Below are 23,385 nucleotides of genomic sequence, written 5' to 3' on the forward strand. Positions count from 1 at the left end.
GAGGTGAAACAATGAAACGAATGAAACAACAGTGGTTGCTTGTTTTGATCCCTTTGTTCACTGCAGTTCTTCTATTTGTCGGACTCTCTTTGAGCGTGCCGAAAGCACAGCCTTTGTTAAAACCGGCAGCAACGGTTACTTCTGAAAGCAATCAAAAGGAAAAGTTACACTATGTAGCAATTGGCGATTCATTGACTGAAGGAGTAGGGGACCAGACGAAACAAGGTGGTTTTGTTCCGTTAGTCGCAAATGACATAAAAGAAAGATACGGTTTGACAGCCATTGAAATTGAAAACTATGGTGTAAATGGCGAACGAAGTGATCAAATATTAAAAAGATTGAAAAGCAATGAAGAAATCCAAAAGAATATCGAAACCGCAGACATTATTACCTTGACTGTTGGTGGGAATGATTTAATGAAAGTGATCCAAAATAACCTTTTTGGTATCAGTATCCGTTCATTCAATAAACCAATCAAGAAGTATCAAGAAAACGTCCAAGCCATCATCGAAGAGATACGAGGGTTAAATAAAGAGGTACCTATCTATATTTTAGGGATCTACAATCCATTTTATTTGAACTTCCCTGAGATTACAGATATGCAAACGATTGTGGATAACTGGAATGAAGGAACACAGCAAGTAGTAAATGAAGCAGAAAATAGCTATTTTATCCCGATCAATGATCTATTGTATCAAGGATTAAATCAAGAGGTCGGAATTACTGAAGCTTCTGATCAGTCAGCTTCTAGCGATAGTTCGAACGGGACGAAAAATAATGTGTTATATGAAGAAGATCATTTTCATCCTAATAACTTAGGCTATCAATTGATGGCTAATGCTGTGAGAGATCAATTAATCGAAACGCATGAAAAATGGCTGGTCAAGGAGGGAAACAAGGATGGATAAACGTAGTTCAACAGTTGTAAAAAACAAAAGGCATAACTACTGGAAATACGCATTTCTGATTTTATTAGGCCTGATCATTGGTTCGACGATTTTCTTGGGTACGCGGATATTCGCCAATCGTGAACCTGATTTGCCAGAAGTACCAGCGATTACAGAAAGACAAGGCGATCCAGTATTGACGATCAATACTCAAAAAGAAAAAGTCAACCAACTGATCAGCTTTTTCTTGACAGATTTCCAAGAAGGACAAGATATCAAGTACAAATTTTATTTAGAAAATGAAGCATTGCTTAATGGGACGTTTGAAGTGTTAGGATTCCCTATCGACTTTTACTTGTATTTTGATCCGTATGTAATGGAAAATGGTAATGTTCAGTTAAAAGCAAAAAGTCTATCGATCGGTACATTGAATCTGCCGATCAAAGATGTGATGAATATGATCAAGCGAAATTACAAACTACCTGAATGGATCGAGATCAATACAGACGATTTAACGATCATGTTACGATTAGACCAATTCCGTATGCAAAATGGAATGTACATCAAAGCGGACAAAATTGATTTAGTCAACGATGATATTCGCTTTAGTTTGTATTTACCAAAAGATTCCTCAACGACGGAAGAAACGACCGAATCTAGTACTAATTAAGTGATATCTCGAGAGTAAGGGAGGAATCAACAATGGAACGAGCAATATTTGCAGGAGGTTGTTTTTGGTGCATGATCCAGCCTTTTGACACATTACCTGGCATCCACACGATCATGTCCGGTTATACTGGAGGTCATGTGCCAAATCCAACGTATGAACAAGTGAAAGCCAAAACAACAGGACATACTGAAGCAGTAGAAATCTTGTATGATCCTGAATTGATCTCATACGAGGCATTACTTGAGCTTTATTGGCAACAAACAGATCCTACAGACGCTTTTGGTCAATTTGAAGACCGAGGCGACAATTACCGACCTGTGATTTTTTATACTACAGAAGAACAACGTCAAAAAGCTGAAGAAAGCAAACAACAACTTGCAGCAAGTGGTCGCTTTAGTGATCCCATCGTTACGACGATTGAGCCAGCGGAGACCTTCTATTTAGCAGAAGATGAACATCAAGATTACTACAAAAAAAATCCTGAGAACTTTGAGCGTAATCATGCGCGTCGTGCGGCATTTATTGCTGACAATTGGGAGGGAAAGCAATGAATCGCAGCTTCTATCACTATCTGATGACTCTTCGTGGAGGGAAATCTTCCGATGCGTTATCAACGTTTGCAACCGAAGCTGGAAAAGATATCCAGTTTCCAAAACATAGTACGAGTTATGAAGAAATCTCTGATTATTTAGAAATGAATGTTGATTATTTGCCCTCTATGGATATCTTTGATAAAGCTTGGGATCATTATCTAGAGAATAATCATCTCGCCTGAACAATGGATCTGGTATGAAGGGTATGACTTAAAAAAGACGAGACAAGTACTGCTTAGACAATATTTTTGAATAGTCCTATTTGATACAGTGATTTTGGTCTATTCAATTATTTCTAAAGCATCGTACGTATGTCCGTCTTTTTTCGCGTCTATCTGTAAATGATTATTGAACCATTCGCTTTTTCTGTAGTTATTCTATATAATGAGGATAATAGGTTAAGATTTTACGAGGGATGGATTGATGGGCTTTGACAAAAAAGCAGCGTTATATTGACCGTTTTTGGTTATTTATTAAATTTTTACTTTGTTCCATAGTGATTGCATTTATTTTACGGGGATTTATATTGATCCCAGTACCAGTGGAAGGAAACTCGATGGAGAATGTCCTTAAGCAAGGTGATATGGTCGTTATGGAAAAATTCTCTGAAATCAGAAGATTTGATGTAGTCGTTTTCCAACTTTCAGATGGCACGATCTATATCAAGAGAGTCATTGGTCTACCGGGAGAAACTATTAGTTATGAAAAGGACCAACTAAAAATCAACGGCCAGCCAATCGAAGAACCTTATTTAAGTAAAAATATCCGTTCGGACCATGAAAATGCACCTTATACTACCGATTTTACCTTGGAAGAGTTGATAGGATATACAGAATTACCTGAAGATAGCTATTTTGTTTTGGGGGATAATCGTCGTGTATCAAAAGATAGTCGTTCATTTGGAACAATATCTAGAGATGAAATTTTAGGAAAAGCGAGATTTGTGTATTACCCATTAAATGAAATCAAATGGATCAGGTAAAATAAAAGAAGACTTCCCAATAGCAATATGTTGGAAAGTCTTCTTTTTTTGATTATATTTTCATCCACATTGGTTCCAATGTGTTTCCATCAGGATCTTGTACTTCAAGAGAATACATTTCTTCTTCCGGTATTCCCATCTCGACTGTATGGTAGCTACCACCATTTTCTTTTGCAATTTCACCAAAACGTTTGACTTCTGCAGCATTTGCTAAACTAAAAGCAATCAGTGCACCGCTCATTTTTTTTGTGTCTGCGATTTCTTTGTTTTTCAAGAATTTTTTGTAAAAGTCATGTGTCAAGAGCATCACCCAAAATGTGTCATCCCAAACCATTGCGCTTGCTTCCTCAGTTGAAAATTCTTTATTTTGTTTGAATCCTAATTTTGTATAGAATTCGACCGAGCGACCAACATCTTGCACAGGGAAATTGACAAAAACCATTGTGTTCATCTTGCTACAGCTCCTTTCAATTTTCCTCTATCATGCGCTCGTCGGTAAGCGTTGTCAAAGTATTTAACTTGGGAAAGAATTTTTTATTTTATTGGACGTATCCGCTAAATGTATAATCAACAGTACTATAAAAATAATTTTTTCATAAGTACTCCTTTTTTGTTATTTTTTAGTGAACGTTCACCTCTTGATAATAAGTGTTTTGTTTCACATTTTCAATAGCAAGAATCCTTGTTTTACAAGGTGTCACAGATTGTGACATCGAATAATCGGAAATATATCAATTCGTTTCAATAATTCGCTTTTAAGTTCTTTTATGAAATGGTTATAATGAGAGATAGAATAAGGAGGCGATGTTGTGGATTTTGGTAAAATATTAAAAGAAAAAAGGCATCAAGCAGGAATTACACAGGAAGAATTGGCAAAGAGATTAAATGTTAGTCGTTCAGCTATTTCTAATTGGGAAATCGGCAGAAATTACCCAGACATACATACACTAGTGGAAATATCGACCAGCTTAGGTGTGTCTTTAGACGAACTATTGGAAAATTCTACTATGACTGAGACGATGATTGATACTACTAAAGAAATGGCGGTGAATCAGAAAAAAAAGCGAGGAAAATTGTTTTTTGTAGTAGCACTTTGTTCGATTGTTTCAGTCATGTCGCTTTTATTTTTTTCATTTTCTAAGCAACCGACGATTGTCTTGAATGCAGTTGAAAACGCCGATTCAGAAGAGGTAGCGCTCTTTAACAAAGAAGACATCAAAGATATTACCCTCAAAGACAAGAAAATGACTGTTCTTTTTACTATACCTAAAGACAGTGAATATGTTGGCTACTATGTTGACGGAAGTAATCAAAAAGGATTTGTAAACCTTGATTTATATAAGACTGCTGATTCTGATGTCAATCAGCGGAAATTAGTACATGATGGACTGATTGAAGTAGATTTAGATATGTTTACAAAAGTGAATAAAATTAGTGTGAATTATAAAAAATAAAGCGTATTGCAAGAAGTATTCAAAAATAGCTGTATGAGGACAAATGAAGGAGTTCTATGGTTAGTGAAGGTAAGTATGGCAAAATAAAAATCTTCTAAAAAACTTTTAGAAATCATGTGAATCTTCTTGTCAACGAGCTGTATACTTCGAGTCGGATCAGGTTAAAAAGTAAGCTTCATGAAACGAATCGTTCAGTCGATTGTTTTACGGAGCTTACTTTTTTCATTACTATGCAAATTCTTTTTTACATTGATTGCTTTCTAACGTTGGCTGATTGATCGTTTGACATTTCTTAAAACTGACTCATGGCGTACGCCAAAAGATCGGCTAGGAATCAGAAATATGAAGTATTCCTCTTGTGAGTAGATCGGACAAAGGATTTTATCCTGTTAAGGTATTCCCTCCTCATCAAATATTTTTGTCCAGTTTACGATCTGAATAAGCATGGATTCACTTCTCCAGAGTTTCGCATCATATGTCGGTACACGTTCTGAGATAACTATGAAATAGAAGACTTGTTTCAATGGTAAATATTTCTAGGATAGCCAACATTCTCCTTGAATGACTTTAACAAATGGAAACTTGCTTGTTGAAAGGACGTCTCTCTTTCCATTTTTAGAACATGAGGTGGAATCGATATGGTAAACTGAAGAAAAGAGTCGAAAGCGAGGAGCTAGATGATCGAAAAGAAACCAAAAGGAAGAGACGGTGTAGTGATCCAAGAAGAGCAAGTGATTCGTCCTAAGAAAGTCTGGTCGGAGGAGGTCCAAAAATTTTTAAGTTACCTAAGGAACCAAGGTGTAACTTATGTGCCAGAACCACTAGGCTATGATGAGCAAGGAAATGAAGTGGTATCTTATCTCGCAGGTGAGGTCTATGATTATCCTTTGCCCCCTCAATTGTTGACGGACAGTGCCATTTGTTCAGCAGGTCGGTTGTTAAGAGATTTCCACGACCAAAATCAAGGATACCTTACTTCCTTAAGTGGCACAGAACCGTGGATGCTACATTCGTTCGGAGAGCGTGAGGTAATGTGTCACAATGATTTTGCGCCATACAATGTGACAACGAAAAATGGTATAGCCATTGGTATCATTGATTTTGACACGATCACACCAGGATCAAGAACCTGGGATGTAAGCTATGCCGCCTATCGCTGGGTACCTTTAGAGATGAATCAAGGAGATCCAATCACGGATGAAACGTGTCATCGTTTAAAAAAATTTATTGAAGCATACAGACTAGATGAGTCCGAGTATCCAAATTTGATTCCTACGATGATCGAGCGACTTTCTTATATGATGGACTTCATCACTAAAGCAGCGAGTCGCGGGGAAGCAAATTTTCAAAAAAATATACAAGAAGGCCATCTAAAAAAATATGAGCAAGATATTCAATGGTTGCTCGATAATGAGAAAAAAATTCTTAGAAAGTTGCAAAATGAAGAAACTTGAGAATAAGCCGTTTGATTTTTAGTTTTTTTCTTGTATACTCCTAGAAGTGTAGTTCATTCAAGTACTGTATAAGTAAAGAGCAACTTTTTTAGATTTTAAGTTTTAGAGGAGGAAACACCAATGACTATTCAATGGTTCCCAGGACACATGGCGAAAGCTAGACGTGAAGTTTCAGAAAAGATGAAATATGTTGATATCGTCTTTGAGTTAGTTGATGCACGACTACCTTTGTCTTCACGTAATCCAATGTTAGATCAAATCATCCAACAAAAACCAAGACTTGTTTTATTGAATAAAGCTGATCTAGCGGATCCGCAACAAACAAAATTATGGCAACAATACTTTAGAAAGCAAGGACATCAAGCCTTAGCAATCACCGCTCAAGAAAGTAAAGGAATCAAAGCGTTGATCCCTGCGGCAAAAGAAGCATTGAAAGAAAAACGCGAAAGAGACGCAGCTCGTGGCATCAAACCTCGAGCAATCCGCGCGATGGTCCTAGGAATTCCTAATGTAGGAAAATCGACATTGATGAATCGTTTAGTGGGCAAAAAGATTGCACAAACAGGGAATAAGCCTGGGGTAACGAAAGGGCAACAATGGCTTCGTTTAGGAAGTGAATTAGAACTATTAGATACACCTGGTATTTTATGGCCTAAGTTTGAAGATGAAGAAATCGGTAAAAAACTAGCCTTGACTGGTGCAATCAAAGACCAATTGGTACACCTTGATGATCTAGCAATTTACGGCTTAGATTTCTTTGCCAGTTACTACCCTAATAAAATCAGCGAACGTTATGGACTATCAATAGAAGAAGAGCAACAAGTTGCACCTGAGTTATTGATGACGATCACGGAACGTAGAGGGTATCGCCAAGATTATGACCGTGGGAGCGAGCTAGTCGTTTTTGATATCCGCCAAGGGAAACTTGGTCGCTATACTTTAGATCGTTGTGAAGAAATGGAAGAGACTACTCATGAGTGAATCGATCCAGAGTATCAAAGAAAAACTGAAACAACTCACAACGCTTGATGATCCGATAGTCACACAACTAAGATTAGACACAAGAAAAGGTGTCCAACAAGCGTTAAGCTCTTTTGAAAAACGCTTAGCAAAGGAAGCTTTGCTTCGTGAAAAATATGAGACGATGTCCTTCTACGAAAATGAAGGATACGCTCAAGGGTATGACCTGATTGCAGGGATCGACGAGGTAGGAAGAGGCCCCTTGGCTGGCCCTGTTGTAGCCGCAGCTGTTATTTTACCTAAAGGTGTAGAGATTTACGGATTGAACGATTCCAAGCAATTATCTGAAAAAAAACGTGAAGAACTGTATGAACAGATTCAAGAAAAAGCCCTCTCCGTCGGGATTGGTGTGATCGATGAGCAGACGATCGATCGTGTCAATATTTACGAAGCAAGTAAATTAGCGATGTGTGAAGCTCTTAAAGAATTGACACCAGAACCTACGTATTTATTGATCGATGCGATGACTTTAGATCTGCCGATTGCACAAAATAAATTGATCAAAGGAGATGCCCGTTCAATTTCGATTGCTGCTGCAAGTATCATTGCAAAAGTCTATCGCGACCGTTTGATGAAAGAATACGAGTTACAATATCCTGGCTATGGTTTTGCCAAGAATGCAGGTTATGGAACAAAAGAACATCTGTTAGGATTAGCACAACATGGCATCACGCCAATCCATCGTAAAAGTTTTGCACCAGTCAAACAATATTTATCATAAGCGATGCGCCACTTTTTACGTATCTTATAAAAAAGATTAGAAAAGGTGGCGCTTTATGGTTATATACAATGAATTTATTACAAAGTTGGCATTAGTCAAAGGACTGAGCGGAGAGCAAAAATGGCGTGTGATCAGTCATCTATTAAGTGAAAAGAAAGAATGGTTGTCGGTTGATGATATGTTGACAGTTTCGCACTTCAATCGCTCTAGAGCAATTTTTTATGACTATTGGAGCCAGATCAACTATACTTGGCGGAATAGAATAGGAGAGAATCCATACATAACTTTTCTTTATCCGATCTACCCTTCACAATTGCTTCATTTGGCAAATCCCCCGATCTTATTATTTTATCAAGGGGATCTTTCGCTGATGAAACGAAAAATGATCGCTGTCGTTGGTGGTAGACAAACATCTGGTTATGCGCGAAAAATCGTAGAGCGAGTGATCACTCCTGTGATTGACCAAGACTATCTAGTTGTTAGTGGCTGTGCGAAAGGCGTAGACACTTATGCGCATCAAGTAGCGATCCGCTGTTCAGGCAGAACGATTGCAGTGATCGGTACGGGGATCAATCATAGTTATCCGAAAGAAAATCAGCAGTTGCAACGAGGGATTGCTAGAGATCATCTTTTATTAAGTGAGTTTTTACCAGATGTTGGTCCACAAAAATTTCATTTTCCTATGAGAAATCGTCTGATTGCCGCTTTATCAAGTGGAATCTGTGTGATTGAAGCAAAAGCAAAAAGCGGCTCATTGATCACAGCAGAGCAAGGCTTAGAGATTGGACGTCCGATTTTTTCTGTCCCTGGGAATATTTTGACAGGTCAATCCACTGGTTGTCACCAATTGATCCAAGATGGAGCGATATGTACCTTTTCAGGACAAGATATCCTTAATGAATTGGAATCATAACGATTGATTTATTATTGCTTTCCTTGACAAACGATTTCTGAATGGATATGATAAGCTACGATTTGTAAAAGTCCTTGTAACATATATATAGTAGGAACCCGAAAATGGAAAGGAGTCCATTCAGGAATGGCATATAAATATTTAGTGATCGTAGAATCACCTGCAAAAGCCAAGACGATTGAAAAATATCTTGGCCGTAATTATAAAGTAATGGCTAGTGTAGGACATATTCGTGACTTACCTAAAAGTAAGATGGGGATCGATTTTGAAAATAATTATGAACCGCATTATATCTCGATTCGAGGAAAAGGCGATGTCATCAAAAGTCTAAAAGCAGCAGCAAAAAAAGCGCAAAAAGTTTACCTCGCAAGTGACCCGGATAGAGAAGGAGAAGCAATTGCTTGGCATTTGGCTTACTTGTTAGGCTTGGATCTCAACGATAAAAATCGTGTTGTCTTCAATGAAATCACCAAGGATGCAGTCAAAGCGGCATTTAAAGAACCACGTACGATCGATGTGGATCTTGTCGATGCGCAACAAGCACGTCGAACGCTTGACCGTATCGTTGGTTATTCGATTAGTCCTATCTTATGGCGTAAAGTAAAAAAAGGCTTGAGTGCTGGTCGAGTCCAGTCGATCGCATTGAAGATCATCATTGAACGCGAAAAAGAGATCCGTGATTTTACGCCGGAAGAGTATTGGAGTATTGACGGAAACTTTAAGAAAGAACGTAAGAAGTTCAAAGCAAACTTTTGGGGAGTCGATGGCAAAAAGAAAAAATTGTCCGATGCCGAAACTGTCAAAGAAGTGACTGACCGGATCACTGGTAAAGAGTTTGCAGTAACAAAAGTCGAAAAGAAGGAACGCAAGCGAAATCCTGCGAACCCATTCACGACAAGTAGTTTGCAACAAGAAGCCGCTCGTAAATTGAATTTCAGAACACGTAAAACCATGATGGTGGCGCAACAGTTGTATGAAGGAATCTCACTTGGAAAACAAGGCACGATCGGGTTGATCACGTATATGCGTACCGATTCTACACGGATCGCCGATACTGCTAAAGCCGAAGTCGCAACGTTCATCGAAGAAACATACGGAAAAGAATTCTCCAGTCATTCGGAACGTAAAGCAACGAACTCTAAAGGGGCACAAGATGCCCATGAAGCAGTGCGTCCAACCAGTGCATTACGTACACCAGATGAGTTGAAACAATACTTGGATAAAGACCAATTGAAATTATATACATTGATTTGGTCACGATTTGTTGCAAGTCAAATGACGCCAGCTGTATTGGATACGATGAAAGTCACGTTGGAACAAAATGATGTAAGATTCATTGCGAATGGCTCAAAAATCAAATTCAAAGGGTTCATGCAAGTGTATGTTGAAGGCCGCGATGATGGGAAAGAAGAAAAAGAAAACATTTTGCCAGAGTTAGCAGAAGGCGATACGGTGCAATCTGTCGATATCGAACCGAAACAACATTTCACACAACCGCCTGCACGTTATAGTGAAGCGACATTGATCCGTGCATTGGAAGAAAACGGGGTAGGTCGTCCCTCGACTTATGCGCCAACGTTAGATACGATCCAACGACGATATTATGTGAAGTTGACACAAAAACGTTTTGAACCAACCGAATTAGGTGAGATCGTCAATTCGTTGATCTGTGAGTTCTTCCCACAAATCGTAGATATCCATTTTACAGCTGAAATGGAAGATGACTTGGATAAAGTCGAAGAAGGAAAAGAAGAATGGATCGAAGTCGTCGATCGTTTTTATAAACCATTTGAAAAAGAATTATCGAATGCCGAAGAAAAAATCGAGAAAATCCAGATCAAAGATGAACCAGCTGGTTTTGATTGTGATTTGTGTGGGCATCCGATGGTGATAAAATTAGGGAAGTATGGTAAATTCTATGCATGTAGTAATTTTCCAGATTGCCGAAACACCAAACCAATCGTCAAGGAAATCGGCGTCACTTGTCCTGTGTGTCATGAAGGACAAGTCATCGAACGTAAATCTAAGAAAAATCGTCTATTCTATGGCTGCTCTCGTTTCCCAGAATGTGAATTCACCTCTTGGGAAAAACCAATCGGCAGAAATTGTCCGAAATGTGACCATTATTTGGTCGAGAAAAAAGTCAAAGGCGGCAAACAAGTGGTTTGTACGAATGGCGATTACGAAGAAGATGTTCAAAAATAAAGAAATGAGAAGAGGTTTTTAGTTGAAAATCGTCAATGTAGTAGGTGCAGGTCTAGCTGGAAGCGAAGCAGCATGGCAAATCGCTCAAGCGGGTGTACCTGTAAAGTTATATGAAATGAGACCAGTTAAGAAGACAGAAGCGCATCATACAGATAATTTTGCTGAATTAGTCTGTTCCAATTCTCTAAGAGGGAATAGTCTTGCGAACGCAGTTGGTTTATTGAAAGAAGAAATGCGTCGCTTAGATTCAGTGATCATCCATTCAGCAGATGAAACAGCTGTACCTGCAGGCGGTGCCTTAGCAGTGGACCGCGATTCATTTTCTGAAACTATCACTCGTAAGGTCAAAGAGCATCCTTTAGTCACAGTGGTGAATGAAGAAATCACTGAGATACCAGAAGGAATCACGGTGATAGCGACAGGACCTCTGACTTCTCATCCTTTAGCAGAAAGCATCAAAGCATTCAATGGCTCAGACGGTTTCTATTTCTACGATGCTGCGGCACCGATCGTCGACAAATCAACGATCGATATGGACAAGGTGTATTTAAAATCACGTTATGACAAAGGCGAGGCGGCTTACTTAAACTGTCCGATGACCGAAGAAGAATTTAAAGCTTTCCATGAAGCCTTGGTCAATGCGGAAGTTGCTGAATTGAAATCTTTTGAAAAAGAAAAATATTTTGAAGGTTGTATGCCAATCGAAGTAATGGCGCAACGTGGCTTTAAGACAATGCTATTCGGACCAATGAAACCAGTCGGCCTAGAAGATCCTAAAACAGGAAAAAGACCATATGCAGTCATCCAGTTAAGACAAGATAATGCAGCCGCTTCTCTTTATAATATCGTTGGGTTCCAGACGCATTTAAAATGGGGCGAACAAAAGCGCGTGTTCCGCATGATCCCAGGATTAGAAAATGCAGAATTTGTCCGTTATGGTGTAATGCATCGCAACAGTTTCATGAATTCACCAGAACTCTTGAAGCCGACTTATCAATCGACTAAACGCGAAGATCTATTTTTTGCAGGACAAATGACGGGTGTAGAGGGTTATGTTGAAAGTGCGGCAAGTGGCTTGCTTGCAGGGATCAACGCTGCTCGCTTAGCGAAAGAATTGGAACCTGTGACGTTGCCACAAGAAACAGCCATGGGAAGTATGGCCTACTACATCACACATGCGGAAGGCAAACATTTCCAACCAATGAATGCAAACTACGGATTATTCCCAGAATTACCTGAACGAATCCGTGATAAAAAATCTCGGTATGAAGCAATTGCACAACGTGCCTTAGCAGCCAATGAAAAAGTGAAGCAAGAAGTCTTGAATAAAGAATTTGCTTCTCGTTAAATGGATGTTATGTAATAAGTCGAAGTGTCTCAGGATGGTGTTTGCCATTTTTGAGTACTTCGGCTTATTTCTCGGTTATTGACTGAACTCATGCCAATTTATATAATAACCATGGTTTTTTTATGTTGATTCTGGACAGCTCATCCCTTAATTGTCAAGCAAACGAATTGAATTGTGAACAAACTTAGAAATATTAGTTAAATTCTGACAATTTGTTTGTTTTTTCTCTGGGGCTATGCTAAATTTATTTTGGGATCTAAAGGTAGGTGTAAAAAGAATGAAGCCAACTTTACAAGAAGATTTTTTGCGTTATTTAATCATAGAGCGCGGGTATTCAGAAAAAACCAAATCTGCCTATGAAGAAGATATCAATGATTTTCAACGATTCTTGGCGGAATCGGGGGAATCGGATCTACTGAAAGTCAGCTATTTGGATGTACGAGTTTATCTAAGTTATCTATCTGATAAGTCGTACAGTCGAAATTCGGTGAGTCGGAAAATTGCGAGTTTACGCTCATTTTATCAATACCTTCTTCGTGAAGAAAAAATCGCTGAAAATCCATTTTCGTATGTTCATTTGAAGAAAAAAAATGTTAAACTTCCTCGTTTTTTTTATGAGAATGAGATGCAAAGCTTATTTGAAAGTGTGACAGGGGATAGTCCTTTAGCATTAAGAGATCGAGCATTATTAGAAGTACTATATGGATCAGGTATCCGTTTGAGTGAATGTAGCCAATTGACGATGTCTGCCATCGATTTTGGCTCAGAGGTGATGTTGATCCATGGAAAAGGAAATAAAGAACGCTATGCGCCGTTGGGTTCATTTGCGCAAGATGCTTTGCAAGAGTATTTTGCCAAAGGGCGCAGCGTCTTAATGACGAAATACCATAAGTCACATGACTATGTCTTCGTGAATCATCATGGAGAACCAATCACACCTACTGGGATCGAGTATGTATTAAATCAAATCATTAAAAAGAGTAGTTTGGATAGTGATATCCATCCTCACATGTTACGTCATACTTTTGCGACGCACTTATTGAATAATGGTGCCGATATGCGTACAGTGCAAGAACTTTTAGGTCATGCAAATTTATCAACGACTCAAATCTATGCGCATGTCACAAAAGAAAGCTTACAAAAAAATTATCGCTCTTTCCATCCACGAGCGTGATCACATTATTAGGAGGAAATATCTATGGTAGAATCACAGTTTCATTCAACAACCATTTGTGCAGTTGAAAAAAACGGGAAATTCGCGATGGCAGGTGATGGCCAAGTAACGATGGGCGAATCTGTCGTGATGAAGGGCAGTGCGAGAAAAGTACGTCGCATTTACAACGATGAAGTAGTCGTTGGCTTTGCAGGAAGCGTTGCTGACGCGTTTACTTTAGAAGAAAAATTTGAAGGTAAACTAAATGAATACAACGGAAATCTCCAACGAGCAGCCGTTGAATTAGCCCAAGAATGGCGTACACAACAGTCGATGCAAAAGCTAGAAGCGATGTTGATCGTGATGAATGACAAAGAAATGTTACTAGTTTCTGGTACAGGTGAAGTGATTACACCGGATGATGGGATCTTAGCCATTGGTTCTGGTGGGAACTTTGCGTTAGCTGCCGCACGAGCAATGAAAAACTATGCACAAAATGAGATGAGTGCAAAAGAGATTGCTGAAAATGCGTTGAATATTGCAGCAGACATCTGCGTCTTTACAAATCACAACATTATTGTAGAAGAATTATAGAGGTGAATGACATGTATGAATTAAAACAAACACCAAAACAAATCGTCAGTGAATTAGATCAATATATCATTGGCCAACAAGCAGCAAAAAAATCAGTGGCAGTTGCCCTTAGAAATCGTTATCGACGTCTTCAATTAGATGAAAAGATGCAACAAGATATCACACCTAAAAATATGTTGATGATCGGGCCAACTGGGGTCGGTAAAACAGAGATCGCTCGTCGTCTGGCAAAAATCGTCAACGCACCTTTTGTTAAGGTTGAAGCAACGAAGTTTACTGAAGTTGGTTACGTAGGACGTGACGTGGAATCGATGGTTCGTGATCTTGTCGAAAATGCAATCCAGATCGTTGAAAAAGATCAGTATCTTCGTGTTCGTCCACAAGCCAAGAAAAATGCGGAAAAACAATTAGTGAAGATCCTTGTACCAGGTATCAAAAAAGAACAAAAACAATCAAACAACCAGTTTGAGCAAATGATGAATATGTTCAATGCTTCGCAACAACCGGCAGAAACACAAGAAGAAGTCACAGAAGAGATTCGAGTGAATCGTCGCACGGTGTTAGAACAATTGCAAAAAGGCTTGCTTGACAACCGAGAAGTGACGATCGAAGTCCAAGATCAAAAAAAACCAGCACCGATGATGAACAATGGACTGGAACAAATGGGAATCGATTTGAATGAAACACTTGGTGCGTTGACGCCGAAGAAAAAAATCGAACGAACAGTGACCGTCAAAGAAGCCTTAGAATTATTGATCAAAGAAGAATCAGCAAAATTAGTCAATGATGCGGATATCCATAGTGAGGCAATCAAATTAGCTGAATCAAGCGGCATCATTTTTATTGATGAAATCGATAAAATCACTTCTAAATCGCAACAATCTGGGGAAGTATCAAGAGAAGGTGTCCAAAGAGATATCTTGCCGATCGTTGAAGGTTCACAAGTCAATACGAAATACGGTACCTTACAAACAGACCACATTTTATTTATCGCTTCAGGAGCGTTCCACTTATCAAAACCAAGCGATTTGATTCCTGAATTACAAGGTCGTTTCCCAATCCGTGTTGAGTTAGATGACTTAACTGCTGAGGACTTTGTCAAGATCTTGACTGAACCAAACAATGCGTTAGTCAAACAATATATTGCCTTGATTGGTACTGAAAATGTGACTGTCACATTTACTAAAGAAGCAATCGAACGGATTGCCCAAATCGCTTATGATGTGAATCGTGATACCGATAATATCGGTGCACGACGTTTACACACGATATTAGAGAAATTGTTGGAAGACTTGTTATTCGAAGCGCCAGAAATGCAAATGGGAGAAATTACCATTACAGAAGCCTATGTCAATGATAAATTAGGATCAATTGCGGCAAATGAAGATCTAAGTCGCTATATATTATAAAATCGGAGGAAAAAAATGACGGATTTGTTGACGAACACTCGAAAGATAAACAAATTATTGCAACAAAAAAATACGTTTGATATGCAGGCGGATTTACCTTACGATAAAATGGCGGTCACTTTAGGTGCTGTTTTAGACAGCAATACGTATATCATTGGCAGTGAAGGGGTTTTACTTGGTTATAATGAACGGCACGATGTGAACAATGATCGTGTGAAAACAATGTTTGTGCAAAAACAATTTCCTGATGCCTACACAGAAACAGTCGATATGATCACGAAAACAGAGTCCAATATCCCAATCACAAGCGATATGACGGCATTTCCATTTGAAAGTCGCGAAAAATATCCTTTTGGATTGACGACAGTAGTGCCGATCTTTGGCGCTGGTGAACGCTTAGGAACGATCATTTTAGCAAGAATGGAACAAGCCTTTAACGATGAAGACCTTGTTTTAGCAGAATACGGCGCGACAGTAGTAGGGATGCAGATCCTTTATCAAAAATCACGAGATATCGAAGCGGATGTTCGCAGTACGACCGCTGTCCAAATGGCGATCAATACGTTGTCATACAGTGAATTAAAAGCAGTTCAAGCCATTTTTGATGCTTTAGAAGGTAATGAAGGCCGATTGACTGCCTCAAATATTGCGGACAAGATCGGTATTACTCGTTCGGTCATCGTAAATGCCTTACGTAAATTAGAATCAGCTGGAATCATTGAATCCCGCTCTTTGGGAATGAAAGGCACGTATTTAAAAGTATTGAATGCTCGTTTTAAAGATGAGCTGACGAAGCATAGTTATTAAAAGGAAGATTTTTCAGAGGCTTGCTACTCGAAGAAGTGAGTGTCTGAGAAAAGATGGAGGATGACGATGACTGTTATTATTCAAAATGATCAGCTGATTGCTGAAATTTCCGAACATGGAGCAGAATTGATCAGTTTGAAATCAAAAGAACATGATCTAGAATATATTTGGCAAGGCGATCCTAAGTATTGGGGAAGACATGCCCCCGTTCTTTTCCCTATTGTTGGACGTTTGAAAAACGATCAATATGTGTACCAAGGAAAAACGTATTCAATGGGTCAACATGGTTTTGCTCGTGATATGGATTTTGAGATGGTGGAGCACGAACAAGAACGTGCGAAGTTTGTCCTGAAAAGTACCCCTGAAACAAAAGAGAATTATCCGTTTGATTTTGAATTGGTACTTGTTTATGAATTAGGGGGAGACGGGATCACTGTTCATTATCAAGTTGAAAATATTGGGGAAGAAGAGATGTATTTCTCGATTGGCGGTCATCCAGCATTCAATGTGCCATTAGAAGAAGGTTTGACTTTTGAAGACTTTTATTTGGCTTTCTCTCCTAGAAAATCACGTTTGCGTTTACCATTAGCTGGACCATTCATCGACATGGAACAAAAAACGATTGGACAAACGAACACCAACCTTGCGTTATTTCGGGAGCTGTTTGACCAGGATGCGTTAGTATTTGAAACAAGGGGTTTGAATGCTTACAGTATCCGTAGTGAAAAGTCTAGTCACAGTGTCACCCTCAGTTACAAAGATATGCCTTACGTTGGGATATGGTCGCCCTATCCTAAAGAAGCACCATTTGTTTGTATCGAGCCGTGGTTTGGAATCGCAGACACTGTTGATAGTAATGGGCAGTTGAACGAAAAAGCAGGAATCAATCAATTAGGCGCTCACGAATTATTCAAGACGAAATATTCGATCACTGTCAAGTAAACACAAGTCGATTACATGTGTTCTCTTGATCTAGTTCGATGAAACAAAACATGCCTTCTGAACAAATGAACGAATTGTTGAGCAATCGATCAGTCATTTGTTTAGAAGGCATTGTTTTTTATCATTCATCAAAAAGATTATTTCTTTTTGCTACTATTCAAACCGAATGGGATTCGGCTTTCTGTTTTATTTTTGATACGCTTGATATTGTCTTTATGACGGTAAAAAATAAAAGCGGAGACACCACAAGCAATCAACGTCAAAAGTAAATTTGGTTCTGGTAAGATTGCTGGTGCAATGTATGGTAAGAAGATGGTGGATAAAGTGATCAAGACCGCACTGATCATGCTCGTTAAGCTTACCATGCTCGTGCAGTATAAACTGATCACGAAAATTGCTGATGAATAAAGAAAGAACAGTGGATTGAAGCCTAATAACATACCGGCACTTGTCGCCACTGCTTTGCCACCTTTGAACTTAGCAAAGATTGGAAATGTATGTCCTAAGATCGCACAGACACCAAACCATAGCGGGTTGACAGAAGTGACATGGAAAATGACGGGTAAGGCAGTAGCTAATGTTCCCTTTAAGATGTCCATAAATAATACCACTGTTCCAGCGGTTTTACCTAAAACACGAAATGTATTGGTCGTTCCCATATTTCCACTACCGTGTTCACGGATGTCTTTTTTAAAAAAGATTTTACCAACCCATACTCCAGATGGAATGGAACCCAAAAGATATGCTACAATAAACAATAAGATTATTTTCATTTTTTAACCTCTTTCAAGTTGAAACTAATGTATATTTTAGCATGAAAGAATGCTTCAAACAATCGAAAAAATCGAACGATCGAAAGGAGTCATCCACATGTCATTTAAAAATCCAGAACAAGCGAATATCTTTCGCTATCTTCAAGAAGCAAAAACGATCGCGGTCGTTGGTTTAAGTAATAAGCCTGAACGGACAAGTTATCAGATCGCACAATTACTACAAGAACACGGCTATCGTATCATTCCAGTCAATCCAGTATTGGCAGGGGAAGAAGTGTTAGGCGAAACCGTTGTCGCACAGCTGACAGATATCAATGAACCTATTGATATCGTGGATATTTTCCGCCGTAGTGAGTTTTTACCAGAAGTAGCGGTAGATTTTCTGAAAACAGATGCGAAAGTCTTCTGGGCACAGTTAGGCATTGAGAATGAAGAAGCTGCTGAAATGCTCCAAGCAGCTGGAAGAAATGATATCGTCATGGATCGCTGTATCAAGATCGAATTAGCAAAAATGGAACAATAAAAAACAGGAATAACAGAAATAACAGAAGCACATATCCTGATAGTCAGTGACACTTTTACTGGCAAACGGTTTAGCTAAGTGATGAAAAATGTTTTGACCTGTTATCAAAAAAGAGTAAGTGATCGTTACCACTGACAAGCTGAGAGAAAAGAAAGAAAAAAGCGGGAGAGTTGGTTGTTTCTTGTAATTCTGACCTTCCCTCTTTTTTTTTGAAGACTTTTCTAGTATGATAAGCGTGGTGCGGTTATATCGCAAGTATTATTGAAGGAGCGTTTGCCTTGGCAAAAAAAATTAAAAATGAATACAATGATGCCTCGATCCAAGTTCTTGAAGGATTAGAAGCAGTAAGAAAACGACCAGGGATGTATATCGGGTCGACTGATAGCCGAGGCTTGCATCATTTAGTCTATGAAATCGTTGATAATGCCGTAGATGAAGCTTTATCAGGCTACGGAAATGAAATCGCTGTGACGATCCACGAGGATAACAGTGTGACTGTTACGGATAGTGGACGTGGTATGCCTGTTGGCATGCATGCTTCAGGTATCCCAACGGTCGAAGTTATTTTCACTGTGCTACATGCCGGCGGTAAATTTGGCCAAGGAGGATATAAAACTTCTGGTGGACTTCATGGTGTAGGTGCCAGTGTCGTCAATGCTTTATCTAAATGGCTAACAGTGACGATCGTCCGAGATGGTATCGAATACCAACAAACATTCAAACAAGGTGGAAAACCAGACGGAACGTTGAAAAAAATTGGCAAAACGAAGAAAGCCAATGGGACGTCTGTTCATTTCTTACCAGATGATAGTATTTTCTCAACCACGAAATTTTCCTATGATACGTTATCTGAACGTTTAAGAGAGTCTGCATTTCTGTTAAAAGGTGTAAAAATCACTTTGACAGATCTAAGAGGTGACGAAACAGTTCAAGAAGTCTTTCATTACGAAGAAGGAATCAAAGAATTCGTTGCGTATTTAAATGAAGAAAAAGATACGTTGACGCCAGTAGTCTATTTCTATGGTGAAAAAGAAGGAATCGAAGTAGAAGTGGCCTATCAGTATAATGATGGCTATTCTGAAAATGTCCTGTCGTTTGTTAACAACGTGCGAACAAAAGATGGTGGGACACATGAAGTCGGCATGAAAACAGCAATGACCAAAGCCTACAATGAATATGCCCGTAAAGTAGGCTTGTTGAAAGAACGAGATAAGAACCTAGAAGGTAGTGACTTCCGTGAAGGACTTGCGACAGTCTTGTCGATCCGGGTACCTGAACATTTGCTACAATTTGAAGGACAAACGAAAGAAAAACTAGGTACACCGATTGCTCGCTCCGTCGTTGATAATGTCATGAGCGAACAAATGGGCTTCTACTTACAAGAAAATAGCGAAATGAGCCAAATGCTGATCCGTAAAGCAATCAAAGCGAGAGAAGCAAGGGAAGCCGCTCGTAAAGCCAGAGAAGAAAGCCGTAATGGGAAAAAACGTAAAAAGGGCGAATCATTACTTTCTGGAAAATTAACACCTGCACAATCGAGAAACCCTAAGAAAAATGAATTGTATCTTGTCGAAGGAGATTCAGCCGGTGGATCAGCCAAACAAGGGAGAGATCGGAAATTTCAAGCGATATTGCCACTTCGAGGAAAAGTCATCAATACCGAAAAAGCAAAAATGCAAGATATCTTAAAAAATGAAGAAATCAATACGATGATCTATACGATCGGTGCCGGCGTCGGGCCTGAATTTTCACTTGAAGATTGCAACTATGACAAGATCATCATCATGACCGATGCGGATACCGATGGTGCCCATATCCAAGTCTTGTTGTTGACATTTTTCTATCGCTATATGAAACCATTGATCGAAGCAGGGAAAGTTTACATTGCTTTACCGCCGCTATATAAAGTATCTAAAGGCCAAGGGAAAAAACAAGTAGTCGAGTATGCATGGACCGATGACGAATTAGCTGCAGTCATCAAGACTGTCGGTAAAGGCTATATGTTGCAACGGTACAAAGGTCTTGGGGAGATGAATGCGGAGCAGTTATGGGAAACGACGATGGACCCAACCTCTCGGACCTTGATCCGGGTGAGGATCGATGATGCTGCGCAAGCAGAGCGACGCGTAACCACCTTGATGGGGGATAAAGTCGAACCACGTCGTAAATGGATCGAAAACCATGTCCAATTCAGCTTAGAAGAAGAACGTAGTATTCTAGACAAAAAAGAAGAAACTGAGACTTCCGCGTCTGTTTCTAATGACCTATTAGAAGAAGAACGCGCAGAAGAAAACAAAAATGAACAATCAGTAGAGGTAGAATAGGAGGTCACCTAATGGAAGAACGTCAAGAAATCCAAGAATTAACGTTAGAAGAAGTGATGGGTGACCGCTTCGGACGTTACTCGAAATATATTATTCAAGAACGTGCTTTGCCGGATATCCGTGATGGTCTGAAACCCGTTCAACGTCGTATTTTATTTGCGATGAACAAAGACGGCAATACGTTTGATAAAGGATTCCGTAAATCAGCAAAATCTGTCGGGAATATCATGGGTAATTATCATCCTCATGGTGACAGCAGTATCTATGATGCAATGGTTCGTATGAGCCAAGATTGGAAACTACGAGAAGTACTCGTAGAAATGCACGGAAACAACGGAAGTATGGACGGAGACCCACCAGCGGCGATGCGTTATACAGAAGCGCGCTTATCGAAATTGAGTGGTGAGATGCTTGCTGATATCGAAAAAAATACGGTCGACCTTGTGTGGAACTTTGATGACACTGAAAAAGAGCCGACTGTATTACCAGCGAGATACCCCAATCTATTAGTCAATGGATCAACCGGTATCTCTGCGGGCTATGCTACTGAGATACCAACGCACAATCTCGCGGAAGTCATTGATGGAACGGTCTATATGATCGACCATCCACAAGCCAGCTTAGACAAATTGATGGAATTCATTCCAGGTCCTGATTTTCCAACTGGGGGCATTTTACAAGGAAAAGATGAAATCAAGAAAGCTTATGAAACTGGTCGTGGGAAAGTGATCCTACGCTCAAAAACGGCGATCGAATCTATCAAAGGAAACAAGCAACAAATCGTGATCACTGAGATTCCTTACGAAGTGAACAAAGCGACTCTTGTCAAAAAAATGGATGAGATACGCTTGAACAAGAAAATCGATGGGATCGCAGAAGTTCGTGACGAAAGTGATCGTACGGGTCTACAGATCGTTGTGGAATTGAAAAAAGACGCTAACGCTCAAGGAATCTTGAATTATTTATTCAAGAATACCGAATTACAGATCAACTACAACTTCAATATGGTGGCAATCGATCATATGACCCCTCATCAAGTAGGGTTGAAGGATATTTTAAGTAGTTACATCGAGCACCGCAAACAAGTGATCACCAAACGTAGTCAGTTTGACTTGGAGAAAGCGCAAAGAAGACAACATATCGTTGAAGGGCTGATGAAAGCTCTATCGATTTTAGATGAAGTCATTGCAACGATCCGTGAGAGTAAAGATAAAAAAGATGCGAAGCACAATTTAGTCCAAATGTTCCAATTTACAGAAGAACAAGCTGAAGCAATCGTTACGTTACAGCTTTATCGTTTGACGAATACAGACATTACCGAACTACGCCGTGAATCGCAAGAATTGATTGCTCTGATCACTGAATTAAATAAAATCCTTTCAAACGATAAAGAATTATTTTCTGTCATGAAAAAAGAACTACGTGAAGTCAAGAAGAAATATGCTTCTTCTCGCTTGACGTTGATCGAAGATGAAATCGAAGAAATCAAAATCGATACACAAGTATTAGTTGCGCAAGAGGATGTCATTGTCAGTGTCACACGTGAAGGCTATGTGAAACGAACAAGCCTTCGTTCCTATAGTGCATCAAAACCAGAAGAAATCGGTATGCGTGAAGGAGATTATCTTCTATATGCTGGGGAACTGAATACGTTAGATCATTTATTACTGGTCACCAATAAAGCCAATGTGATCTATCGACCAGTTCACGAACTACCAGATTTGAAATGGAAAGATGCCGGTGAGCATATCTCACAAACGATAGTGAATCTAGCTGTTGATGAATCCATTTTAGCGGTATTCCCCTATCAGAAAATCGATTCCGAAAAAACATTTGTATTTATCAGTAAAAACGGCTTGATCAAACAGACGCGGATGACAGATTTTGAACCATGGCGTACGTATAAGAGTCGTCCATTGAGTGGCATGAAGCTAAAAGCCAGTGAAGATGAATTAGTGGCTGTCTATCTTGAAAAAGAACAAACAGATCGTGATATTTTCCTTGTTACGCATCAAGGAATGGGCCTACGCTATCCGTTGACTGAAGTGCCAGTTGTTGGAACGAAGGCTGCAGGTGTCAAATCGATCAATTTGAAAGAAGAAGATTATGTCGTTAATGGTTTACTTGTCTTAGCAGAAGGAGATACGCCTATCGTTATCGTCAGCCAGCGTGGGGCAGTAAAACGAATGCTTGCACAAGAAATCAGTCAGACTTCTCGTGCCAAACGAGGTGTGACTGTATTGCGAGAATTGAAGAAACAACCACATCGAGTGATCTATATGTCAGAGGGGCATGCCAAAACGATGACGTTGATCAATCAAAAAGGACAAGAATTACCAATCGATCCGACGGATTATCCAATTGGTGATCGTACGTCCAACGGTTCATTTGTTTTAGATGAGAAAAAAGGCGGAGAAGTACAAATGGTGATTGATTCTCCAACGATGTATATCAAGGAATAACTGTTATAGTTTTTTATGGGATAGCTGGCAACTGTATTATTACAGTTGCCAGCTATTTTTTATTTATTAACATAAAATTAAGACTTGCACAAATAAAATATGAATAGATTCACAATAGATAAATGCCTATGTATCAGCTTTAATAACTACT

The 23,385-nt window shown here is 39.3% G+C and carries 22 protein-coding genes; 20 read left to right on the forward strand and 2 right to left on the reverse strand.

The features are described 5' to 3' along the window. Nucleotides 1-11 precede the first annotated feature (11 nt). From HZ311_RS13420 to lepB, 5 genes are all read left to right on the forward strand, one after another. Nucleotides 12-908, forward strand: coding sequence for an SGNH/GDSL hydrolase family protein (locus tag HZ311_RS13420; RefSeq protein ID WP_010735754.1), 897 nt, complete (start codon nucleotides 12-14; stop codon nucleotides 906-908). Continuing rightward, the gene (locus tag HZ311_RS13425; RefSeq protein ID WP_010735753.1) at nucleotides 901-1,557 is read left to right on the forward strand and encodes a YpmS family protein; all 657 of its coding nucleotides are present in this window, start codon (nucleotides 901-903) and stop codon (nucleotides 1,555-1,557) included. Before HZ311_RS13420 ends, HZ311_RS13425 begins: the two co-directional genes overlap by 8 nt. Nucleotides 1,558-1,589: 32 nt before the next feature. Next, nucleotides 1,590-2,108: a peptide-methionine (S)-S-oxide reductase MsrA gene (gene msrA, locus HZ311_RS13430; protein WP_010735752.1), complete on the forward strand. Its 519-nt coding sequence runs from the start codon at nucleotides 1,590-1,592 to the stop codon at nucleotides 2,106-2,108. Further along, entirely contained in the window at nucleotides 2,105-2,332 is a 228-nt protein-coding gene (locus HZ311_RS13435) for a YozE family protein (protein ID WP_010735751.1), read from the forward strand. The genes msrA and HZ311_RS13435 overlap by 4 nt, the downstream gene beginning before the upstream one ends. Before the next feature lie 248 nt (nucleotides 2,333-2,580). Next, nucleotides 2,581-3,132 (forward strand): signal peptidase I, encoded by a 552-nt coding sequence (gene lepB / locus HZ311_RS13440; RefSeq protein ID WP_137072186.1) that lies wholly within the window; start codon nucleotides 2,581-2,583, stop codon nucleotides 3,130-3,132. Between the two features lie 52 nt (nucleotides 3,133-3,184). On the opposite strand, the gene HZ311_RS13445 is transcribed toward lepB, so the two are convergent. Continuing rightward, nucleotides 3,185-3,583: a VOC family protein gene (locus HZ311_RS13445; RefSeq protein ID WP_010735749.1), complete on the reverse strand. Its 399-nt coding sequence runs from the start codon at nucleotides 3,581-3,583 to the stop codon at nucleotides 3,185-3,187. Between the two features lie 358 nt (nucleotides 3,584-3,941). Here HZ311_RS13445 and HZ311_RS13450 point away from each other — a divergent pair, with 358 nt between their 5' ends. From HZ311_RS13450 to HZ311_RS13505, 12 genes are all read left to right on the forward strand, one after another. Continuing rightward, nucleotides 3,942-4,586, forward strand: a complete 645-nt coding sequence (locus tag HZ311_RS13450) for a helix-turn-helix domain-containing protein (RefSeq protein ID WP_023519484.1) — start codon at nucleotides 3,942-3,944, stop codon at nucleotides 4,584-4,586. A gap of 677 nt (nucleotides 4,587-5,263) precedes the next feature. Continuing rightward, complete coding sequence (locus HZ311_RS13455) at nucleotides 5,264-6,040, forward strand: aminoglycoside phosphotransferase family protein (RefSeq protein WP_010735747.1); 777 nt, start codon at nucleotides 5,264-5,266, stop codon at nucleotides 6,038-6,040. Between the two features lie 120 nt (nucleotides 6,041-6,160). After that, nucleotides 6,161-7,021, forward strand: coding sequence for a ribosome biogenesis GTPase YlqF (ylqF, locus tag HZ311_RS13460; RefSeq protein ID WP_137072188.1), 861 nt, complete (start codon nucleotides 6,161-6,163; stop codon nucleotides 7,019-7,021). Further along, nucleotides 7,014-7,781, forward strand: a complete 768-nt coding sequence (locus tag HZ311_RS13465) for a ribonuclease HII (protein ID WP_010735745.1) — start codon at nucleotides 7,014-7,016, stop codon at nucleotides 7,779-7,781. Before ylqF ends, HZ311_RS13465 begins: the two co-directional genes overlap by 8 nt. A gap of 55 nt (nucleotides 7,782-7,836) precedes the next feature. Further along, the gene (gene dprA / locus HZ311_RS13470; RefSeq protein WP_178946750.1) at nucleotides 7,837-8,694 is read left to right on the forward strand and encodes a DNA-processing protein DprA; all 858 of its coding nucleotides are present in this window, start codon (nucleotides 7,837-7,839) and stop codon (nucleotides 8,692-8,694) included. Between the two features lie 126 nt (nucleotides 8,695-8,820). Next, nucleotides 8,821-10,899 carry a type I DNA topoisomerase gene (gene topA / locus HZ311_RS13475; RefSeq protein ID WP_023519488.1) on the forward strand — a complete coding sequence of 693 codons (2,079 nt, stop codon included), beginning with the start codon at nucleotides 8,821-8,823 and terminating at the stop codon, nucleotides 10,897-10,899. Nucleotides 10,900-10,921: 22 nt separating this feature from the next. After that, nucleotides 10,922-12,247 carry an FADH(2)-oxidizing methylenetetrahydrofolate--tRNA-(uracil(54)-C(5))-methyltransferase TrmFO gene (gene trmFO, locus HZ311_RS13480; protein WP_023519489.1) on the forward strand — a complete coding sequence of 442 codons (1,326 nt, stop codon included), beginning with the start codon at nucleotides 10,922-10,924 and terminating at the stop codon, nucleotides 12,245-12,247. Between the two features lie 277 nt (nucleotides 12,248-12,524). Next, nucleotides 12,525-13,421 carry a tyrosine recombinase XerC gene (xerC, locus tag HZ311_RS13485; RefSeq protein WP_023519490.1) on the forward strand — a complete coding sequence of 299 codons (897 nt, stop codon included), beginning with the start codon at nucleotides 12,525-12,527 and terminating at the stop codon, nucleotides 13,419-13,421. A gap of 24 nt (nucleotides 13,422-13,445) precedes the next feature. After that, entirely contained in the window at nucleotides 13,446-13,994 is a 549-nt protein-coding gene (hslV, locus tag HZ311_RS13490) for an HslVU peptidase proteolytic subunit (RefSeq protein ID WP_010735740.1), read from the forward strand. A gap of 11 nt (nucleotides 13,995-14,005) precedes the next feature. Further along, entirely contained in the window at nucleotides 14,006-15,403 is a 1,398-nt protein-coding gene (hslU, locus tag HZ311_RS13495; RefSeq protein ID WP_010735739.1) for an ATP-dependent protease ATPase subunit HslU, read from the forward strand. A 15-nt stretch (nucleotides 15,404-15,418) separates the two neighbouring features. Beyond that, a complete protein-coding gene (gene codY / locus HZ311_RS13500) occupies nucleotides 15,419-16,210 on the forward strand; it encodes a GTP-sensing pleiotropic transcriptional regulator CodY (protein WP_010735738.1) in 792 nt (263 codons plus the stop codon). A gap of 66 nt (nucleotides 16,211-16,276) precedes the next feature. Further along, the gene (locus HZ311_RS13505; protein WP_010735737.1) at nucleotides 16,277-17,152 is read left to right on the forward strand and encodes an aldose 1-epimerase family protein; all 876 of its coding nucleotides are present in this window, start codon (nucleotides 16,277-16,279) and stop codon (nucleotides 17,150-17,152) included. A gap of 137 nt (nucleotides 17,153-17,289) precedes the next feature. Here the strand turns inward: HZ311_RS13505 and plsY are convergent, their stop codons facing one another. Further along, a complete protein-coding gene (gene plsY / locus HZ311_RS13510) occupies nucleotides 17,290-17,925 on the reverse strand; it encodes a glycerol-3-phosphate 1-O-acyltransferase PlsY (RefSeq protein ID WP_010735736.1) in 636 nt (211 codons plus the stop codon). Between the two features lie 97 nt (nucleotides 17,926-18,022). On the opposite strand from plsY, the gene HZ311_RS13515 reads away from it, so the two are divergent. The 3 genes from HZ311_RS13515 (at nucleotide 18,023) to parC (ending at nucleotide 23,234) form a co-directional block, all read left to right on the forward strand. Then, nucleotides 18,023-18,448, forward strand: a complete 426-nt coding sequence (locus HZ311_RS13515) for a CoA-binding protein (protein ID WP_010735735.1) — start codon at nucleotides 18,023-18,025, stop codon at nucleotides 18,446-18,448. A gap of 278 nt (nucleotides 18,449-18,726) precedes the next feature. Further along, nucleotides 18,727-20,772 (forward strand): DNA topoisomerase IV subunit B, encoded by a 2,046-nt coding sequence (parE, locus tag HZ311_RS13520; protein ID WP_137072192.1) that lies wholly within the window; start codon nucleotides 18,727-18,729, stop codon nucleotides 20,770-20,772. 11 nt (nucleotides 20,773-20,783) lie between these two features. Then, nucleotides 20,784-23,234, forward strand: coding sequence for a DNA topoisomerase IV subunit A (gene parC, locus HZ311_RS13525; RefSeq protein WP_137072194.1), 2,451 nt, complete (start codon nucleotides 20,784-20,786; stop codon nucleotides 23,232-23,234). The last annotated feature ends 151 nt before the right edge of the window (nucleotides 23,235-23,385 follow it).

The sequence above is a fragment of the Enterococcus mundtii genome (assembly GCF_013394305.1).
Taxonomy (GTDB): domain Bacteria; phylum Bacillota; class Bacilli; order Lactobacillales; family Enterococcaceae; genus Enterococcus_B; species Enterococcus_B pernyi.

Coding starts and splice junctions, on each gene's coding strand:
- HZ311_RS13420 (WP_010735754.1), top strand. CDS start 12: ATGAAACGAATGAAACAACAGTGGTTGCTTGTTTTGATCCCTTTGTTC.
- HZ311_RS13425 (WP_010735753.1), top strand. CDS start 901: ATGGATAAACGTAGTTCAACAGTTGTAAAAAACAAAAGGCATAACTAC.
- msrA (WP_010735752.1), top strand. CDS start 1,590: ATGGAACGAGCAATATTTGCAGGAGGTTGTTTTTGGTGCATGATCCAG.
- HZ311_RS13435 (WP_010735751.1), top strand. CDS start 2,105: ATGAATCGCAGCTTCTATCACTATCTGATGACTCTTCGTGGAGGGAAA.
- HZ311_RS13445 (WP_010735749.1), bottom strand. CDS start 3,583: ATGAACACAATGGTTTTTGTCAATTTCCCTGTGCAAGATGTTGGTCGC.
- HZ311_RS13455 (WP_010735747.1), top strand. CDS start 5,264: ATGATCGAAAAGAAACCAAAAGGAAGAGACGGTGTAGTGATCCAAGAA.
- ylqF (WP_137072188.1), top strand. CDS start 6,161: ATGACTATTCAATGGTTCCCAGGACACATGGCGAAAGCTAGACGTGAA.
- HZ311_RS13465 (WP_010735745.1), top strand. CDS start 7,014: ATGAGTGAATCGATCCAGAGTATCAAAGAAAAACTGAAACAACTCACA.
- dprA (WP_178946750.1), top strand. CDS start 7,837: ATGGTTATATACAATGAATTTATTACAAAGTTGGCATTAGTCAAAGGA.
- topA (WP_023519488.1), top strand. CDS start 8,821: ATGGCATATAAATATTTAGTGATCGTAGAATCACCTGCAAAAGCCAAG.
- xerC (WP_023519490.1), top strand. CDS start 12,525: ATGAAGCCAACTTTACAAGAAGATTTTTTGCGTTATTTAATCATAGAG.
- hslV (WP_010735740.1), top strand. CDS start 13,446: ATGGTAGAATCACAGTTTCATTCAACAACCATTTGTGCAGTTGAAAAA.
- hslU (WP_010735739.1), top strand. CDS start 14,006: ATGTATGAATTAAAACAAACACCAAAACAAATCGTCAGTGAATTAGAT.
- codY (WP_010735738.1), top strand. CDS start 15,419: ATGACGGATTTGTTGACGAACACTCGAAAGATAAACAAATTATTGCAA.
- HZ311_RS13505 (WP_010735737.1), top strand. CDS start 16,277: ATGACTGTTATTATTCAAAATGATCAGCTGATTGCTGAAATTTCCGAA.
- plsY (WP_010735736.1), bottom strand. CDS start 17,925: ATGAAAATAATCTTATTGTTTATTGTAGCATATCTTTTGGGTTCCATT.
- HZ311_RS13515 (WP_010735735.1), top strand. CDS start 18,023: ATGTCATTTAAAAATCCAGAACAAGCGAATATCTTTCGCTATCTTCAA.
- parC (WP_137072194.1), top strand. CDS start 20,784: ATGGAAGAACGTCAAGAAATCCAAGAATTAACGTTAGAAGAAGTGATG.